This window comes from Brucella sp. NBRC 12950, assembly GCF_030268145.1.
Taxonomy (GTDB): domain Bacteria; phylum Pseudomonadota; class Alphaproteobacteria; order Rhizobiales; family Rhizobiaceae; genus Brucella.
On sequence record NZ_BSQC01000002.1, the window covers coordinates 348,573 to 367,743 of the forward strand.

Genomic DNA, 19,171 nt, shown 5'->3' on the forward strand with positions numbered 1-19,171 from the left:
AGTGGAACCAGTTTTCGGGATAAGTGTGAAGTGAACACTTACAATGCGCCCGGATAAACTCTGACCGGGCGGTTGTCTTTGACAGACTCCATCACCACAAAAGTGGAGGTGCTTGCCACATTCGGCAGACTGGAGATTTTCTCGCCCAGCACCTCGCGGTAACGCCGGATGTTGGGCGTCCGCACTTTCAGCAGATAGTCGAAAGAGCTTGCAATCATGTGGCATTCTTCGACTTCGCGTATCTTGCGCACCGCAACGTTAAAGGCGGTGAGGGCCGCTTCGCGCGTGTCGGATAATTTCACGGTCGTAAAAGCGATATGATCAAGGCCAAGCTTTTCGGGATCAATCGCTGCGCGAAAGCCGATAATATAGCCTTCATCGACCAATCTTTTGACGCGTGCCTGACACGGCGTCTTGGAAAGACCGACTTTTTTTGACAACTCCGTCATGGCAATGCGACCATCATCGCTCAGCACTTCAAGAATGCGACGATCGAACTGATCCAGATCGTCTACGGAGTCTATCTTTCGCATTCAAACTGCCTCTTGAAGTCGCTTTAATAAGATCGATTTGCCTTTATATGGATCAAATGAAGACAGAATGCAATTTGCGTCGATGATAGTGTGCGACCACATATAAGCATAGTTGAATTGGGCTTAAGCCTGTTTTTGCGAGCATTGCACCATGACTGATAAAGTATCCGCTCACACCACACCTGTTTTCCAGAGCTTCGCGCCGCCAATCCGCGAGAAGACACCTCTGCGCAAGGCGATCACCGATGCCTATCGTCGGCCAGAAGCTGAATGCGTGACCGCACTGGTTCAGCAGGCGACCCTGCCTGAAGAAACGACTAAGAAGATCAGAGCGACCGCTCGCAAGCTGATCGAAGCCCTGCGTGCCAAGCACAAGGGAACGGGCGTTGAAGGTCTGGTGCATGAATATTCGCTGTCGAGCCAGGAAGGCGTGGCGCTGATGTGCCTTGCCGAAGCTCTGCTGCGTATTCCGGATATGGCAACGCGTGATGCGCTGATCCGTGACAAAATTTCCAATGGCGATTGGAAGTCGCATGTCGGCGGCGGTCGTTCGCTGTTCGTCAATGCTGCAACCTGGGGTCTTGTTGTCACCGGCAAGCTCACCAACACCGTGAATGACAGCGGTCTTTCGGCAGCACTTACTCGTCTGATCGCCCGTTGTGGTGAGCCGGTCATCCGCCGCGGCGTGGATATGGCCATGCGCATGATGGGTGAGCAGTTCGTGACCGGCGAAAGTATCGATGAAGCACTGAAGCGCGCAAAATCGCTTGAAGAGCGCGGATTCCGTTATTCCTACGACATGCTCGGTGAAGCTGCCACGACTGCTGCTGACGCAGAACGTTATTACAAGGATTACGAGACTGCGATTCACGCGATCGGTCGCGCTTCCGCCGGCCGCGGCATCTATGATGGTCCGGGCATTTCGATCAAGCTTTCGGCGCTGCATCCGCGCTATGTTCGCGCGCAGAGCGAACGCGTCATGGGCGAACTTCTGCCAAAGGTGAAGGCGCTCGCAGCCCTTTCCAAGAAGTATAATATCGGCCTCAACATCGATGCCGAAGAAGCAGACCGTCTTGAGCTTTCGCTCGATCTTCTGCAGAGCTTGATTGAAGATCCTGATCTTAGCGATTGGGAAGGCATCGGCTTCGTGGTGCAGGCCTATGGCAAGCGCTGCCCGTTTGTGCTTGATTTCATTATTGATCTTGCCCGCCGCAACAATCGTCGCGTGATGGTTCGTCTCGTCAAGGGCGCTTACTGGGATGCCGAAATCAAGCGTGCGCAAGTTGATGGCCTTGAAGATTTCCCTGTTTACACCCGCAAGGTTCATACCGACGTTTCCTACATTGCTTGCGCCCGAAAGTTGCTTGGCGCCCGCGATGTGATCTTCCCGCAGTTTGCAACGCATAATGCGCAGACGCTTGCCACGATCTATCATCTGGCAGGCCCGGACTTCAAAACCGGCTCTTACGAATTCCAGTGCCTGCATGGCATGGGCGAGCCGCTTTATGACGAAGTAGTCGGTCCATCAAAGCTGGGTCGTCCAGCTCGCATTTATGCGCCGGTTGGTACGCATGAAACGCTGCTGGCCTATCTGGTCCGTCGTCTGCTTGAAAACGGTGCGAACTCTTCCTTCGTCAATCGCATTGGCGACAAAAGCGTGTCGGTTGATGAACTGATTGCCGATCCTGCGGAAGTCGTTCGTTCGATGGCCGTTGTCGGTGCGCGTCACGACCAGATCAACCTGCCTGAAGGTCTTTATGGCATTCGCAAAAACTCGGCAGGGTTTGACCTTTCTAATGAAGAGCAGCTGGCAGAACTGAGCGAAACGCTTAAGGCCAATGCTTCGCGCGCCTGGATTGCGGAGCCGCAGGTTGCCGGTGCCAAGGTTAAGGGTGAAAGCCGCCCGGTCCTGAACCCCGGTGATCATTCCGATGTCGTGGGTACGGTTACGGAAATCGCCGCCGACGATGTTGCACAAGCAATGAAAGCGGCTGAGAAGGCTGTTGCAAGCTGGTCTCAGGTTTCGCCTGCCGATCGTGCAGCCTGCCTTGATCGTGCTGCCGACATCATGCAGCGTGAAATGGCAGAACTTCTCGGTCTCATCATGCGTGAAGCAGGCAAGTCCATGCCAAACGCGATTGCAGAAGTGCGCGAAGCTATCGACTTCCTGCGCTATTATGCCGAACAGACCCGCCGCACGCTGGGCGTTGCGCACAAGCCGCTCGGTCCGATTGTCTGTATCAGCCCATGGAACTTCCCGCTGGCGATCTTCACCGGCCAGATTGCAGCAGCCCTTGTTGCAGGCAATCCGGTTCTGGCAAAGCCTGCCGAAGAAACCCCGCTCATCGCAGCGCAGGGCGTTCGCATTCTGCATGAAGCTGGCATTCCCGCCGATGCATTGCAGCTACTGCCCGGCGATGGCCGCATTGGTGCAGCTCTCGTTGCAGCACAGGAAACCTGTGGCGTGATGTTCACCGGGTCAACCGAAGTTGCACGTCTTATTCAGAAACAGCTTGCGTCGCGTCTGCTGCCTAATGGCAAGCCGATCCCGCTGATTGCTGAAACCGGTGGCCAGAACGCCATGATCGTGGATTCGTCCGCTCTTGCCGAGCAAGTCGTATTCGACGTGATCGGTTCAGCTTTCGACAGCGCCGGTCAGCGTTGTTCGGCTCTGCGCGTTCTGTGCCTGCAGGAAGATGTTGCTGATCGCATTCTGACCATGCTCAAGGGCGCGCTCAAGGAACTGTCCATTGGCCGTACTGACACGCTGAAAGTTGATATTGGCGCCGTAATTACTGCTGAAGCCAAGGATATCATCGAGAAGCACGTTCAGACGATGCGCGATTTGGGTCGTAAGGTGGAGCAGCTTCCGCTTGGACCTGAAACCGGGAAGGGCACTTTCGTTGCGCCAACCATCGTTGAGATCGACAGTCTGCGCGATTTGAAGCGTGAGGTGTTTGGTCCGGTTCTGCATGTTGTGCGCTACAAGCGTAACGACATGGACCGCCTGATCGATGACATTAATGCAACCGGCTATGGCCTGACTTTCGGCCTGCATACGCGTCTTGATGAAACTATCGCTCACGTTGCTGATCGCATCCGCGTTGGCAACGTCTATATTAATCGCAACGTTATCGGTGCGATTGTGGGCGTCCAGCCTTTCGGTGGCCGTGGTCTGTCCGGCACGGGCCCGAAGGCTGGCGGTCCGCTCTATCTCGGCCGCCTTGTTGAAACAGCGCCAATCCCGCCGCGCATGGCTTCGGTTCACACCGATGCCGCGCTCAACGATTTCGCAAAGTGGCTTGGCAATCGTGGCATGAACGAACTGGCACTGGCTGCTCGTGAAACCGGCAGTGCTTCTGCACTTGGTTTGAATATCGAGCTTCCGGGTCCTGTTGGTGAGCGCAACCTGTATGCGCTTCATGCGCGTGGTCGTATTCTTCTGGTTCCACAGAGTGAAACCGGGCTCTATCGCCAGCTGACAGCGGCACTCGCTACAGGCAACGAAGCTGTAGTCGACGAGGCTTCAGGCTTGCGAAATGTTCTGAAGGACTTGCCTTCAAGCGTCGCTGGGCGTGTTGTCTGGACCAAGGACTGGCAGGCAGATGCGCCTTTCGCTGGTGCGCTTGTCGAAGGAGAGGGCGAACGCCTGACCGACATCAACAAGAAGCTGGCAGCTCTTCCAGGCCCGCTCGTGCTGACACAGGCAGCGACTTCGGCACAGCTTGCTGAGAGCGCTGATTGCTATTGCCTGAGCTGGTTGCTTGAAGAGGTTTCAACCTCCATCAACACAACTGCTGCAGGCGGCAATGCCAGCCTGATGGCAATCGGCTGATTGGTCTTTAGAGCGCCAATCTCAATGAATCCGATTGGCCCTCTAATGGTTTCTATTTGAAGCGAAATCTTATCGATCCGCGTTTCAAATCGGTTGGATCAAGCTCTAAATCACTTAGAAAGAGGCGGTCTTCAGGTCGCCTCTTTTGCTTTTGCACATTGTTGCAAGGCTGTGCAGAAACAGAATTATTAGACCGTTTCTAGAATTTTCAGAATGAAATTTACAAAAGCAGATTGACACATAGGCTTAAAAGGCAAAGACTGTGCACAGGCTTGCAAAAAGCCGCAGCGTGGAGGCGCTGCAAAACAAGTGGAGGTGGGGGCGATAGGCTTTCAGCCGATCAAACCGTGCTCTAAAGGGAGGAATAATGATGCGTTGGGCACTCACAGCCGCGGCACTTGCCGCTGGCGTTTCATCATTTGCGGTTTCGGCACAGGCTTCTGGTAATCTCAATCTTATTTGTTCGGCTGACGTGGTGATCTGCGAGCAGATGAAGAACAATTTCGAGAAAGAAACTGATATCAAGGTCAATATGGTACGCCTGTCTTCTGGCGAAACCTATGCCAAGGTTCGCGCCGAGGCGCGTAATCCGAAGACCGATATCTGGTGGGCCGGTACAGGCGATCCGCATTTGCAAGCTGCTTCCGAAGGCCTGACGCTCGAATATAAATCGCCACTCCTCGACCAATTGCAGGACTGGGCAAAAAAGCAGGCAGAAAGCTCGGAGTTCCGCACTGTGGGCGTCTATGCGGGTGCGCTCGGATGGGGCTATAACACCGATATTTTCAAGAAGAAGAACCTGAAAGAACCAGCCTGCTGGGCTGATCTGCTCGATCCGTCCTATAAGGGCGAAATCCAGATGGCTAATCCGAATTCTTCCGGCACCGCCTATACGGCGCTGGCAACGCTTATCCAGTTGATGGGCGAAGAGAAGGCGTTTGAATATCTGGCAAAGCTGAATGCAAATGTGGCCCAATACACCAAGTCGGGTTCGGCACCTGTAAAGTCAGCTGCCCGCGGTGAAAACGGCATCGGCATTGTGTTCATGCATGATGCGGTTGCGATGACCGCCGAAGGCTTCCCAATTAAGTCGATTGCGCCTTGCGAAGGTACCGGTTATGAAATCGGCTCCATGTCGATCATCAAGGGCGCGCGTAACCTTGAAAACGCCAAAAAGTGGTATGATTGGGCGCTGACAGCAGAAGTCCAGTCGAAGATGAAGGATGCAAAATCCTTCCAGCTGCCATCCAACAAGAACGCCGAAGTGCCGAAAGAGTCGCCACGCTTTGAGGATATCAAGCTGATCGACTACGACTTCAAGACCTATGGCGAACCGACCAAGCGCAAGGAAATCCTTGAGCGCTGGGACAAAGAAATCGGTGCTAAGGCGAATTAAACCTTAACCGCCGCTGCGGTTAGCAATCCAATTTCGTTACTGATCCTCCCGCCGGCATTCGGCGGGAGACGGATAATTGCGTCCACTTTGCCCGCCATGAGCAAAAATGAGCAGAAAAGCGGATAGGTATGAAACAACACAATCGACGGCTTGATCTGGTTCTGGCGCTGGCTTTGGTCGCGTTCCTGATCCTGCCCTGGTATCGCATCGAGCAAGGCTTCTTCCGTTTCAGCTGGCTTGAAGGGTTTTTCAGTCAGGCCGAAAACGGTCCCGGTATTCTGCAAATATTCGCTTATGGCCGCCCATGGCTGGCTGTTGTTACGGTGCTGATGCTCATTTGCGGTTTCGCACGTTTTGCGATGACGCCGGGAAAGCGAACATCCGTTCTGATTGGTGCTAGTCTTCTGGGCGCAGGCTTCCTTGTGCTGCAAGGACTGGCAGTCGGTTTCACGGGCTGGAACTGGATGGTAAGCGAAACCCTCTTCGGTCAGCTTGCCGATGGACAGCCGGCCTTCGGCGCAGGTGCCGTCCTGACAGGTCTTTGTTTTCTGCTGATCTTTTCTTTCGGGCTTGCCGAACGCGGAGTGATGAAAGGCGATGCCTTTGTGGTTTCTTCGATCACGTTGTTGGTCGCGCTCGTCAGTGTTTTTGTGTTCTATCCGATCTTCAGCATGTTTGCCGGTTCGGTTCAGGATTTTGACGGTTCATTCAAGCCAGATGGCTTTATCGGCAATATTCAGGATTCTTCGATATGGAGCCTTGCCTGTGTGATCGGCGAGGGGCGTTGTGGTGTTGCATGGCGCACGCTCTGGCTGGCGCTGATGACGGCAACCGGCTCGACAGTGCTTGGGCTTTCCTTCGCACTCGTTGCAACCCGCACAGGCTTTCCATTCAAGAAAGGCTTACGTATTCTCACAGTGCTGCCGATCATCACGCCACCATTCGTGATTGGTCTGGCGCTGACATTGCTGTTTGGTCGTGCAGGTGTTGTGACAGAACAGATTTCCAATCTCTTCGGCGTTGAACCTGGTCGCTGGCTTTACGGTCTTACGGGTATCTGGATTGCGCAGGTGCTATCCTTCACGCCGATCACTTTTCTTGTGCTAATCGGTGTCGTCGAAGGTGTTTCACCTTCCATGGAAGAAGCATCGCAAACTCTTCGTGCCAACCGCTGGCGGACGTTCAACCGTGTTTCATTGCCGCTTATGGCGCCGGGGCTGGCCAATGCATTCCTGATTGCCTTCATTGAAAGCATGGCTGATTTCGGCAATCCGATGGTGCTTGGCGGTAGCCATGGTGTGCTTTCGACCGAGATATTTTTTGCCGTTGTGGGAGCGCAAAATGATCCGTCACGCGCTGCAGTTCTGGCGATTGTTCTGCTCTGCTTCACGCTGTCAGCCTTTCTCATCCAGCGCCTGTGGCTATCTGGCAAAAACTTTGCAACCGTCACCGGCAAGGGCGATTCCGGCATTCATGCGGGTCTGCCAAAAGGATTGAAGATCGGCGTGTATGCCCTTGTTATTCCTTGGATGGGCTTCACTGTTGTCGTCTATGTCATGATCCTGATTGGCGGGTTCGTGCGCACATGGGGTCTCGATAATTCGCTGACACTTGACCATTATCGCCGTGCTTTCTCGGTGGCATGGACGGATAGCGGCTTCGCATGGACGGGGGTTGCGTGGAACTCGTTCTGGACGACGATGGAAATATCGCTGATCTCGGCACCGCTCACTGCTGCAGTCGGATTGCTCACCGCCTATCTGATCGTGCGGCAGCGTTTCTTCGGACGCAACGTGTTCGAATTTGCACTGATGCTGAGTTTTGCCATTCCGGGTACGGTCATTGGTGTCAGCTATATCATGGCTTTCAATCTGCCTCCGCTTGAAATGACCGGCACGGCGCTCATCCTGATTGCCTGCTTCGTGTTCCGCAATATGCCGGTTGGCGTGCGCGGTGGTATCGCCGCCATGAGCCAGCTTGACAAAAGTCTTGATGAAGCATCGCTCACGCTGCGTGCAGGCAGTTTCCGCACGATCCGCAAAGTGATCCTTCCGCTTCTTCGACCGGCGATTACTGCGGCTCTGGTCTATTCCTTTGTGCGGGCGATCACATCGATCAGTGCTGTAATCTTCCTTGTTTCAGCGGAATACAACATGGCCACCTCTTATATCGTCGGCCTCGTCGAGAATGGCGAATTCGGTGTGGCGATCGCCTATTCGTCGGCACTCATTCTCGTGATGGTGGTTGTGATTGTCACATTCCAGCTTCTTGTCGGCGAGCGCCGGTTGCGGCGTGAAAACCGCGTTGCCACGCTCACGCCGATCAAAACTGTTCAACAGGAGAAAGCCGTATGACCACGATCCGTCCGGGCTCCGTTACCTTTCAAAACGTCACCAAAAAATTCGGCAATTTCACCGCTCTTCCCGATCTGTCACTGACAGTGGAACCCGGCACGCTTGTCACGCTGCTTGGTCCATCGGGTTGCGGCAAAACCACAACCCTGCGCCTTTTGGCTGGGCTTGAACATCCGACATCGGGCCGCATTCTGATCGGTGGCAAGGATGTGACCATGCTGCCTGCCAATGAGCGCGATGTGTCCATGGTATTTCAGTCCTATGCGTTGTTTCCACATATGAGTTCGCTCGACAACGTGGCTTATGGTCTTGAATCTTCTGGATTAAAGAAGAAGGAAGCGCGTGAGCGGGCGGAGGAAGGGCTGAAGCTTGTTGGCCTTGCCGGTATGGGACATCGCCTTCCGGCCGAGCTTTCAGGTGGTCAGCAACAGCGTGTGGCCGTGGCCCGCGCGCTGGTCCTGGAACCACAGGTTCTGCTGCTTGATGAGCCGCTTTCCAATCTTGATGCTCGTCTGCGCCGCCGTGTGAGAACGGAAATTAGGGAACTCCAGCAAAGGATTGGTTTTACTGCAGTATATGTCACCCATGATCAGGACGAAGCTCTGGCTGTTTCTGATACAATTATTGTCATGAAAGACGGCGATATAGCGCAGCAAGGCAGTCCGCGTGACCTTTATGATTCTCCCGCATCTGCCTTCATTGCAGACTTCATGGGAGAGGCCAATGTCGTGTCCTGTGAAGTCGTCAGCGCAGAAAATGGAGAAGCTGTCATTCGTATTGGGAAGCTCAGTCATCGGCTGGCATCATCACATGCAAGAACGGGACCCGCACAGCTGGCGGTGCGCCCAAATGCGGTGATCCTGCAAGCCAAGGTTGGCGGAGACTTTCCAGGGCGCGTGGCCCACTCCGCCTATCTCGGTGATCACATCGAATATGAAATCGAGACCGAACACGGCAAGCTTTTCATTGTCGATCCGGCTGTGGAAGAAGCACTTCCGCCACAAACGGATGTGGCTATCCATTTCAAGCCGCGCGGCCTTGCCATCATCAACAATTGAGCGCATGAACCATGCGCCTTTATTACCTCTGACTGGAAACCACGCATGACATCAGACATTTCAAAAGAGCTTGAAGCACGGTTTAAGCTTGCGCAGGACATTGCGCGCGAGGCTGGTGCGCTGGCACTCGATTACTTCAATCGCCGGGAGACGCTGGTGATTGAAACCAAGCGCGATCCGCAGGATGTGGTGTCCATTGCTGACCGCAATGTCGAACAACTGATCAATGAGCGCGTATCGGCCGCTTTCAGCGATGATGGCTTTCTGGGTGAAGAATATGGACTGAATGCGGGTAGCTCAGGCTATACATGGGTGGTTGATCCCATTGATGGCACCAGCCCCTTTGTCAACGGAATGCCGAACTGGTGCGTTTCCATTGCCGTGGTGAAAGATGGCGAGCCGGTGATCGGTGTTATTCAGGCACCTTGCTTTGATGAGCTTTACGCATCCGCCAAGGGACAGGGTGCAACGCTTAATGGCAAAAAGCTTTTGGTTGATGAAACGCGCACAATTCGCAACGCGGTGACGGGAATTGGAGCCAATAATTACGTAACGCCGCAGGTTGTTGCGAAGATTGTTGAAGATTTGCTTGAAGCAGGCGGCACATTCATTCGCAATGGCTCTGGCGCGCTGATGATTGCCTATGTGGCAGCAGGGCGTCTGGTGGGCTATTACGAGCCATATATGCACGCTTGGGATTGCATGGCGGGTTTTTGCCTCGTCCGCGAAGCAGGCGGGTATACACATCCATTTCCAACGGATGGCGAAAAGCTAACTAAAGGTAGTCACGTTTTCGTTGCTGCACCCGGCGCGGTGGACGATTTGAAAAAAGTGGCAAATCTGTAAGAAAAAAGCCCCGGAAATCCGGGGCTTTCGTTTTATGTCGATGGATTATCGCGCTTATAAATCCAGTCGTGATCAGGATGGTTTTTAAATCGCCATTTGCGGATAGGTCCGGCCATAACGTTGAGATAATACATCTCATAACCATATGGTACGCCGCATGGGTGATGCCCCTTTGGTACAAGAATGACATCGCCGTCAGAAACGGCCATCGTTTCATCGAGACTGCCATCTTCGGTGAAGACCCGCTGAATACCATAGCCCTGCGATGGGTTTAGGCGATGATAATAGGTTTCTTCCAGATAGGTCATATCCGGGAAGTTATCTTCATCATGTCGGTGCGGCGGGTAGGATGACCAGTTGCCCTGTGGCGTAAAAACTTCCGTCACCAGCAGACTATCGGCGACATCGCGGCCTTCCATGGCAATGTTGAAGATGTTGCGGGTATTCGCACCTTGTCCGCGCGTATCGAATGTCAGGCCTTCCGGTCCGAGTTTTTGCGCCTTGCGGCCCGGTTTGCCAGGTGCTGCGCAGACAGCAAGCACGCAGTCAGTTGTCGCCTCTGCATCCCAGCCGCTTTCAGCAGGCACATAAAGACAATGCGGAGCGAGTTTTTCAAACACGCTCATTCGCTCGCCCATTTCGCCGAAATCCTCTCCAGAGGCTTTGAGCTTTGCTTTGCCTTCGACCAGCACCAGAATGACTTCCCGGTCGCCGGTTTTCTCGGTTGCAGTTTCACCTGCTTTCAGACGATAGAGGCCAAAGCCAACATAGCCCCAATTGGCGCTTTCCGGCGTGATGTCGTGCACCTTGCCATGCGTGCCGCTGGGTTTGCGTAACAGATTGGCCATAACTCAGTCTCCTTTGTCTAACCCTGCTTCGCGTGCAAATGCTTTGAGCGATTTAAGCCCCAGTGACTGATACTCAAATGGATTGCGCACATCAGGGTCCTGTTCGGCTTCAATCACCAGCCAGCCCTGATAGCCATGCTGGGCTGCGACCGTAAGCACTTGCACAAAATCGACATCGCCTTCCTGATCACCGGGAACCGTAAATACGCCGCGGCGCACACCTTCAAGAAAGGACAGGCTCTGGTCGCGCACCTGTGCCGCAATCGTTCGGCGGACATTCTTGGCATGGATATGCTGGACGCGTTTCATATGGTTTTTTGCAACGCGTTCAGGATCACCGCCGGCAAACAGACAATGGCCTGTATCAAGCAGCAATTTCGCATGTGGGCCGGTATGTTTCATCAGAAGGTCGATCTCGTCTTCGCTCTGAACGATCGTGCCCATGTGATGGTGATAGACGAGTGCAATACCCTGCGCGCTCGCATATTCAGCCAGTGCTTCAACGCCTGCACCGAACTCAGCCCAGCGTGCTTCTTCCAGCACAGGACGTTCGGATAGAGACTTGCTATCCTCGCCGTGAATGGCGTTCGACGTTTCGCAAACGATGATGACCTTGCAGCCCATGGCGTTCAGAAGATCAAGTGCTGGCTGCATTGCAGCCTTCTCATCCTCAATGGAATTGGTAAGAAGGTTCAGCGAATGCCAGCCAGAAACGTAACGCAGATTGCGGGGTTCGAGTACTGCTTTAAGTTCCGCTGCAACTTGCGGAAATTTATGACCTTTTTCGATTCCGTCGAAGCCGATTCTTGAAGTCTCATCAAGACATTGATCAAGGCTTATATGCGCGCCAAGGCTGCGATCATCATCGTTCGACCAGGCAATCGGGTTGGTGCCATAGAGGATCATCGGTCAGTTTCTTTCTTTGATCTGAGCTTCATAATTTTCGCGTGCGGCGCGTACTTGGCTGCGGGCCGAGACTTCCGGCACAGCCACGTCCCACCACCAGCCGCCGGTTTCAGGCGTCGGGTAAGGATCGGTATCGACGACGATAACTGTTGTGCGTGGGCTGTGACGCGCTTCCGCCAGCGCATCTTCAAGTTCGCGGATAGAAGCGACTTTTCTACTGTCGGCACCCATCGCACCGGCATGGGCTGCGAAGTCGATATTGGATGCATTCACGTGGGTCGTGTGGTCGAGGAGATTGTTGAACTCGGCACCGCCGGTCGCCATTTGCAAACGGTTGATGCAGCCATAACCGCGATTGTCTGTAAGCACGACTGTAATCTTAATGCCCATCATTACACAGGTCGCAAGTTCTGAATTGGCCATCATATAGGAGCCGTCACCGACCATCACGATCACATCGCGATCCGGTTCCGCCATCTTGATGCCAAGCCCACCTGCAATCTCATAGCCCATGCAGGAGAAGCCATACTCCATGTGATAGGACATCGGACGACTAGCTTTCCAGAGTTGGTGCAATTCACCCGGCATGGTGCCAGCCGCACACATGACGACAGTATTCTCTTTTGACTGACGCTGGACCGCGCCGATCACCTGCATGTCTGTGGGCAGCTGGTTAGCGTCGCCGGGTGCAGCAGTGAAACGGTCCGCTGCTTCGAACCAACGTGCTTTAAGCGTGGCGTCGAGTGCGCTGCGTTTATAGCTTTTTAGGCCATTTGACAGCGTTTTTAGCGCAATTTGTGCATCTGCAACGAGTGAAATTGCGGCATTCTTGTGGCTGTCATATGGCTGAACATTGACCGAGAGAAGCTTTCGGCTCGGATGTTTGAACAATGACCACGAGCCTGTGGTGAAATCCTGAAAGCGTGTTCCCACCCCAATAACCAAATCGGCGTTTGCTGCAATTGCGTTTGCACTGTCTGCACCAGTGACGCCGACCGGGCCGAAATTGAGCGCGTGATCCCACGGCAAAGCGGATTTGCCTGCCTGTGTTTCGATAACCGGAATGCTGTGGGTTTCTGCAAAGTTTTTCAGTGCTTCATGGGCACCTGAATAGTGTATGCCGCCGCCTGCAACGATAACAGGGGTCTCGGCAGATTTGATCGCGGCAATTGCAGTTTCCAGCTCGTGTTCATCGGCTGGCGGTCGCCGCCAATGCCAAACTTTTGGCGCGAAGAACTCCTCCGGCCAGTCATAGGCTTCGGCCTGCACGTCCTGACAGAAAGACAGCGTTACAGGCCCGCAATCCGCGGGATCGGTCATTGTGCGGAAGGCGCGCGGCAGAGCAGTGAGAAGCTGCTCGGGGCGGGTGATGCGATCAAAATAGCGGCTTACGGGGCGGAAACAGTCATTAACGGTCATGGTGCCGTCATTGAAATCCTCAATCTGCTGCAGCACTGGATCGGGACCGCGATTGGCGAAGACATCGCCAGGAATGAACAGGACCGGCAGTCGGTTCACATGGGCGAGTGCCGCAGCTGTGACCATATTGGTTGCGCCGGGGCCGATGGAGGAGGTGACAGCGCAAGCGCGTTTGCGGCCAAGCTGCTTGGTATAGGCAATCGCCGCATGAGCCATGGTTTGCTCATTATGACCGCGCCATGTCACGAGCTTGTCGCGGATGCCATGCAGCGCCTCGCCAAGCCCAGCCACATTGCCATGGCCAAAAATCGCCCAGACACCAGCGATAAACGGTTCACCATCGGATGTCATCTGATTGGCAATAAAGCGCACAAGAGCCTGCGCCGCTGTCAGTCGAACGGTCTTCATTTATCCTCCCAGCGGAAATCCGCTTTCTCGCTATTTCAGATTCAGGCCTCCACCTGTTTCTGAGATGCGTTTATTTCTGTCGCAACCTATCCCAAAGATCGCAGAAACCGCGATAGCGTTTTGCCATTTCTGCAATGGCTTCTGCGTCGCTTATCTTGTTCGCAAGCCACTGGCGCGCAACATCGCCCAGAATGGTTCGACCAATAGCAAAGCCTTTCACCAGATCAAAATCGGCAGCAACTTTCAGGCTTGCTTCCAACTCTTCCGCAGGCGCATCAAGCCCAAGCACAACAATGCCACGCGTATGCGGATCATTACGGTTGATCGCCTCACAAGCATTGCGCCATGCCTCTGTGGTCTTCAGTGGCTCAAGCTTCCACCAGTCCGGATAGACATCAATCTCATAGAAGCGCTCAATGACTTTTGCCGTGCTCATATCATCGACGGGGGCGACCTTTGATGGGATGATTTCCAGCAGAAACTCCAGACGATTACGCCGAGCAGCGGTGAAAAGCCGCTTTACGGTGGCTTCCTGCTGCGCCTTCACGTCGTCGCCGTCGTCGGGGTGGTAGAAGCAAAGAAGCTTCACAACATTTTCGACGGGCCATTCCACAAGGCCGCCGCAATCGGGGCCGAGTTCTGGTTCAAGCTCCAGGGGGCGTGACCCGGGCCATTCTGTCGGGCGTCCGATCCACAGGCCACTGCCTGCAGCGCGGTGGAGTGCATCGCGGCCAAGCCGTCCATCGCACAGGATGCCATAGCCGTTTTCACCGCCCGAAACCTCTAATGCAGCATTCAAGCATAGTTCCTTGAATTCACCTATTTTTTCATCTATGGCGCCAGTTTCCTGAGCCATTTCTTCCAACTGGATACGGTGGTCAAAAGCGAAGACCCGCATATGCGGCCAGTCGCCATTGCGGTTGGTTGACCAATGCACCTGTTCAAGCGCCTGATCCTTGCGCAATGCCTTGTCGCGAATGCCGGTTGTGAAGAAATACTGCAGCTCTTCCCAGCTTGGATAAGCGGGTGTGCAGCCATGACGCGATACAGCAAAGGCACCGCAGGCATTTGCGAATTTCAGGCTAGTCGGCCAATCTTCACCCTTGAGCCAGCCGCGCAAAAGGCCAGACATGAAGCCATCGCCCGCTCCCAGCACATTGAAAACTTCAATCGGAAAACCTTGTCCTGACTGCCCCTTCTCAAGAGTGTCGGGAATGTCGCCTTCAAAGACCACAGCGCCCATTGGGCCGCGCTTGCAAACCAGTGCCGCATTGGTGACTTTGCGGACGGTTTTGAGTGCCTCAATCGTATCGATTGAGCCACCAGCGATATGAAACTCTTCTTCCGTTCCGACAATAAGATCAAAGAGATGCAGCGTCGATTGCAACTTCTTTGTTACTGCAAGGGATTCAATGAAACGGTTCTCGCCATCACCATGGCCGGAAAGCCCCCAGAGGTTGGGGCGGTAATCAATGTCGAGTACTGTTCTGCTTTTGTTTTCGCGCGCAAGCCTGAGCGCCTTGATGACAGCTGCTTCGGTGTTCGGATGCGACAGATGCGTCCCAGTGGCGAGCACACATCCGGCCTCGGCGATGAAGTCGGGATCAATATCATCTTCGCAAAGCGCCATGTCGGCACAGTTCTCACGATAGAAGATCAGCGGGAAATGTTGCTGATCCCGGATGCCCAGGATGACAAGTGCTGTCAGACGCTGCGGATCGGTGACAACGCCGCGTGTATCCACGCCTTCGCGCGCGAGTTCGCGCAACAGAAAGCGTCCCATATGCTCGTCACCAACGCGGGTTATGAGAGCAGATTTGAGACCAAGCCTTGCGGTGCCGGTTGCAATATTTGTGGGTGAACCACCAACATATTTGTTGAAGGACGACATATCTTCGAGAAGACCGCCGACCTGTGCGCCGTAAAGATCTACCGAAGATCGGCCAATCGTAATCAAATCCAGCCGCTTCATCTTGTTCCTCCCTCGGCACGTGCGTCTTTTTTAGCTTGGGAAGGCTGTGTGTGACTCACATTACGCAGCAGCCATTCTATTTCTGATTAAAATGGATTTATTATTCCATTTCAACCGAAAAATAGAATGTTGTATCATTTTACGATTGACGTTCCGTGCCGACGGCAACGGCGAGGGTAATAGCAAGGCAGAGTGTGGCCGAAAGCGACCTGAATGCGCCGAAGTCCACTTCTGAAACAAGCAGCGATTGCTGAGCAAACTTGCTCATCGGGCTGACAATCGTGTCGGTAATCGCAACAACATCGATGCCGCGTTCGCTCACATTTTCCGCCATTGCTATGGTTTCAGGCGAGTATGGCGAAAAGGAAATGGCAAGAAGCACATCGCCTTTGCGGATGGCGTGCTGGTTCTCCAGTTTGCCGACAGTGCTGTGAAGCATCGCTGGAACCTGCATCTTTTCAAGAGCATAGGCCAGATAGCTCGCGACCGGAAATGCGCGACGAACGCCAATTATGTGAATTGTTTCTGCTGTTGCCAGCAGCTTGACGGCTTTCTCAAGTGCCTCCGGCTCGATGGTCTTCAACAGGCTTTCAAGTGAAGTGCGGCCTGCCTCGGCAAACTCTGCCAGAAGGGCCGGGGCGCTTCCTGCCGCCGTTTCACGCAAATGTTCAAGCCGTGTGGAATAATCGGGCCAACCGCCAGCATAGGAATCGCGAAAAAGTTTCTGCATTTCCGAAAAGCCGGAAAAGCCCAATATCTGACAAAAGCGCATGAAGGCCGAACTTTGAACGCCTGCACCTTCTGCCATTTCCGCGACGGTGGAAACAGCGATACGGTCCTGATTGGCAGCAACAAAATCAGCGCATTGTTTGAGGCGTTTTGGCAATCGGTCTGCCACTTCGAGCAGTCTCGCCTCAAATTCTTTGACATTCGTTGGGGCTGGCACACTGGTGGGAGTATTGGCTTGTGCTGCAACAGCTTGTTCGGTGTGCATTGCCATCCTTTCAGAAACGGTCTCTTGACTTCCTGTATATCACAATCTAGCAAAATAGAATAAATATTCCATTGCGCTTTGTATCTCCCGAATAATCGGGAATCGCGCAAAACGGAATAGCGGAACTGTTTTGCCGGTCAATCGAGGATGACCGTTTTGGGAGGATGAAGGCAATGGTTACACGTCTTGCTCTGCTCGGTGCTGGCCGTATCGGTAAGGTTCATGCAGGCGCGATCGCTTCCGACAAACGCGCGAAGCTTATAGCAGTGGCGGATGCCAATCAGGACGCAGCACGCGCCATTGCCGATGCAGCAAGCGCGGAAGTGCGCACCATCGACGAAATTGAAAAGTCGTCTGATGTGGATGCGGTGCTGATCTGTACGCCAACCAACACGCATGCCGATCTGATCGAGCGTTTTTCCCGCGCAGGCAAAGCGGTGTTCTGCGAAAAGCCGATCGATCTCAACATTGCGCGCGTGCGTGCGTGTCTTGATGTTATCAAGGAAACCAGCGGCAAGGTTATGCTCGGCTTCAATCGCCGGTTTGATCCGCATTTTGCAGCTGTTCGCAAGGCGATCGATGACGATCGGATTGGCAAGGTTGAAATGGTCACGATCACCAGTCGTGATCCGGGCGCGCCGCCTGCAGAATATATCAAAGTTTCCGGCGGCATCTTCCGCGATATGACCATCCATGATTTTGATATGGCGCGTTTTCTGCTGGGCGAAGAAATTGCAACGGTTTCTGCATCGGCGTCGGTTCTTGTTGATCCGAAGATCGGCGAACTTGGTGATTTTGACAGTGCAAGCGTAATCTTGACCACAGATTCCGGTCGTCAATGTGTGATTTCCAATTCACGTCGGGCTTCTTACGGTTACGACCAACGCATCGAAGTGCACGGATCGGACGGGGCAGTATCGGCTGAAAACCAGCGCCCGGTTTCTATCGAAGTAGCATCGAAGGACGGCTATACCCGCCCGCCACTGCATGATTTCTTCATGACCCGCTACACGGATGCTTATGCGGCTGAAATTGGTTCGTTTATCGATGCGATTGATGGCGGCAAGGCACCAACACCTTCGGCTGAAGATGGGTTGCAGGCTTTGGCGCTTGCGGAAGCGGCGCTCCTTTCAGTCAAAGAAGGCCGTACTGTGAAAGTTGCGGAAGTTCTGGCCTAACCGCTCATTTTTGTTTGCCTTTCTTCGCAATCGCTTGCGAGTAGCGGAGATTACCAAAATTCAATTGGTTAGAGAAAAGTGCGGCCCAAATAGCCACCCTGGTTTTCCGAGGTTTCACGACCAGACGGGTCGCACTTTTGAAGCCCACAAAGCAAGAAAAAGGCCCCGCCCGGCGTTAACCGGGTGGGCTTTTTTCATTCTTTGTCAAAGCTTTTGACCAGCATCATAAGACGACCGACCACGATATCAATTATCCACATTGCGATTACGCCAATGATAAAGGCAGCGGCGTTATTTGTCGCATCGGTGGCAGCCTCTTGAGGCATACCGGTGCACGTCAGGGCGGGGCGACCCGAAGTCCGGCTGGATGAAAGATCGTTACGGCCGGACGCTTGCCACCGCATATGTTGAGGGCATTGATATCGGATGAATATCTCCTAGTTTAAACATGAGGAGAACATTCAGGAAATATTATAATTTTTTTTGATCTTTGCATTATCATTTGGACCTGCACTGTGGCACGCCTATGCAGCGGACGACAAACGCGCTCCGACTTGGAATTGCACCACGCCCGGGTGGCGCACCCACAGGAGGAACATACATGGATCAATATGGCAACACGATTTGCCCACAGTGCTTCCATAAGCAGTTCGGGACAGATAATCGCGTTTGGGATAATGGCGCTGGAGCTTACGTCCCTCCAGGGGGCGGAGGCGCTCCATCACGTGGGGCAGGTTGCCATAGGTAGTTTAATGACAAAAATTAGTGCATTGGAAAACATTGATCTCGAAAAACCCGGTTCACATAATGGGTGTGAATTGCAGCTTATGCTCGCTGGCCTCAAACCGATGGCTAGTTTCGTCGCCGAGGATACAGTTCCGCCCGAATTGATTGGCGACCACGAATTCGCGCCGTACGTTGAGAACGGGTCCATTAAAAAGATGGTCTATCGAAATGATGAGCTCGCTTTCGAAATGCGTTGTTATTGTCTTCCCACTGAGGAATGGCGAGGCAAACTAAGCAACCTAATCTTTCAATTGTCGTGCGAAGGAAAATTGAACGGAGTTTGTGACCGTGTCGATCGAGAAAGAATTGACGGCATGTTGCTCGGATACTCGAAACGGTCAACCGAGGAGCACATAGTTATTCTAATGGAGCACCTAAACAGGGGGTGAAATTAATCAAATTCCGCTATCTGAATTCGCGGCCCCACGCGGAAGCGCAGGGGGCTACGAATTTTGTTGAACAACCTCATACGGAGAGCACTCCAAGCAAAGCTGATGCTTTTATGACGGAGGGCCATCATTCTTGGACAGAAGAATAAGTCCTGAAATTTGAAGCAAAGTTTTGCAATCGGGACAACGGAACGCCTTGCGCTCGGCATCTTACTCTACACCGGGCAACGTCGTTCAGACGTCGTGCGC

At 53.6% G+C, this 19,171-nt stretch carries 12 protein-coding genes; 6 read left to right on the top strand and 6 right to left on the bottom strand.

What is annotated here, in order from left to right; all coding sequences use genetic code 11:
• Window positions 1-38: 38 nt before the first annotated feature.
• Window positions 39-533 (bottom strand): Lrp/AsnC family transcriptional regulator, encoded by a 495-nt coding sequence (locus QSJ70_RS04600; protein WP_007879523.1) that lies wholly within the window; start codon window positions 531-533, stop codon window positions 39-41.
• A gap of 151 nt (window positions 534-684) precedes the next feature.
• Between QSJ70_RS04600 and putA the strand changes: the two genes are divergently transcribed.
• The 5 genes from putA (at window position 685) to QSJ70_RS04625 (ending at window position 10,022) form a co-directional block, all read left to right on the top strand.
• Window positions 685-4,368, top strand: a complete 3,684-nt coding sequence (putA, locus tag QSJ70_RS04605) for a trifunctional transcriptional regulator/proline dehydrogenase/L-glutamate gamma-semialdehyde dehydrogenase (protein WP_285534991.1) — start codon at window positions 685-687, stop codon at window positions 4,366-4,368.
• Between the two features lie 370 nt (window positions 4,369-4,738).
• On the top strand, window positions 4,739-5,764 hold the full coding sequence (locus tag QSJ70_RS04610) for an ABC transporter substrate-binding protein (RefSeq protein ID WP_215779034.1): 1,026 nt from the start codon (window positions 4,739-4,741) through the stop codon (window positions 5,762-5,764).
• 128 nt (window positions 5,765-5,892) lie between these two features.
• On the top strand, window positions 5,893-8,118 hold the full coding sequence (locus tag QSJ70_RS04615) for an ABC transporter permease (RefSeq protein ID WP_215776810.1): 2,226 nt from the start codon (window positions 5,893-5,895) through the stop codon (window positions 8,116-8,118).
• Complete coding sequence (locus QSJ70_RS04620; RefSeq protein WP_285534993.1) at window positions 8,115-9,176, top strand: ABC transporter ATP-binding protein; 1,062 nt, start codon at window positions 8,115-8,117, stop codon at window positions 9,174-9,176. The genes QSJ70_RS04615 and QSJ70_RS04620 overlap by 4 nt, the downstream gene beginning before the upstream one ends.
• Window positions 9,177-9,221: 45 nt before the next feature.
• Window positions 9,222-10,022 carry an inositol monophosphatase family protein gene (locus tag QSJ70_RS04625; RefSeq protein ID WP_285534995.1) on the top strand — a complete coding sequence of 267 codons (801 nt, stop codon included), beginning with the start codon at window positions 9,222-9,224 and terminating at the stop codon, window positions 10,020-10,022.
• 32 nt (window positions 10,023-10,054) lie between these two features.
• On the opposite strand, the gene iolB is transcribed toward QSJ70_RS04625, so the two are convergent.
• The 5 genes from iolB to QSJ70_RS04650 all read right to left on the bottom strand — a co-directional run bounded on the left by iolB (window position 10,055) and on the right by QSJ70_RS04650 (window position 16,569).
• Window positions 10,055-10,870, bottom strand: coding sequence for a 5-deoxy-glucuronate isomerase (gene iolB / locus QSJ70_RS04630; protein ID WP_285534997.1), 816 nt, complete (start codon window positions 10,868-10,870; stop codon window positions 10,055-10,057).
• A gap of 3 nt (window positions 10,871-10,873) precedes the next feature.
• Window positions 10,874-11,776: a myo-inosose-2 dehydratase gene (iolE, locus tag QSJ70_RS04635; protein WP_285534998.1), complete on the bottom strand. Its 903-nt coding sequence runs from the start codon at window positions 11,774-11,776 to the stop codon at window positions 10,874-10,876.
• 3 nt (window positions 11,777-11,779) lie between these two features.
• Window positions 11,780-13,603 carry a 3D-(3,5/4)-trihydroxycyclohexane-1,2-dione acylhydrolase (decyclizing) gene (iolD, locus tag QSJ70_RS04640; protein WP_285535000.1) on the bottom strand — a complete coding sequence of 608 codons (1,824 nt, stop codon included), beginning with the start codon at window positions 13,601-13,603 and terminating at the stop codon, window positions 11,780-11,782.
• Window positions 13,604-13,673: 70 nt separating this feature from the next.
• On the bottom strand, window positions 13,674-15,575 hold the full coding sequence (locus tag QSJ70_RS04645; RefSeq protein ID WP_285535001.1) for a bifunctional 5-dehydro-2-deoxygluconokinase/5-dehydro-2-deoxyphosphogluconate aldolase: 1,902 nt from the start codon (window positions 15,573-15,575) through the stop codon (window positions 13,674-13,676).
• A gap of 139 nt (window positions 15,576-15,714) precedes the next feature.
• Window positions 15,715-16,569 (bottom strand): MurR/RpiR family transcriptional regulator, encoded by an 855-nt coding sequence (locus QSJ70_RS04650; RefSeq protein WP_285535002.1) that lies wholly within the window; start codon window positions 16,567-16,569, stop codon window positions 15,715-15,717.
• Between the two features lie 173 nt (window positions 16,570-16,742).
• Between QSJ70_RS04650 and iolG the strand changes: the two genes are divergently transcribed.
• Entirely contained in the window at window positions 16,743-17,747 is a 1,005-nt protein-coding gene (iolG, locus tag QSJ70_RS04655; RefSeq protein ID WP_215776796.1) for an inositol 2-dehydrogenase, read from the top strand.
• The last annotated feature ends 1,424 nt before the right edge of the window (window positions 17,748-19,171 follow it).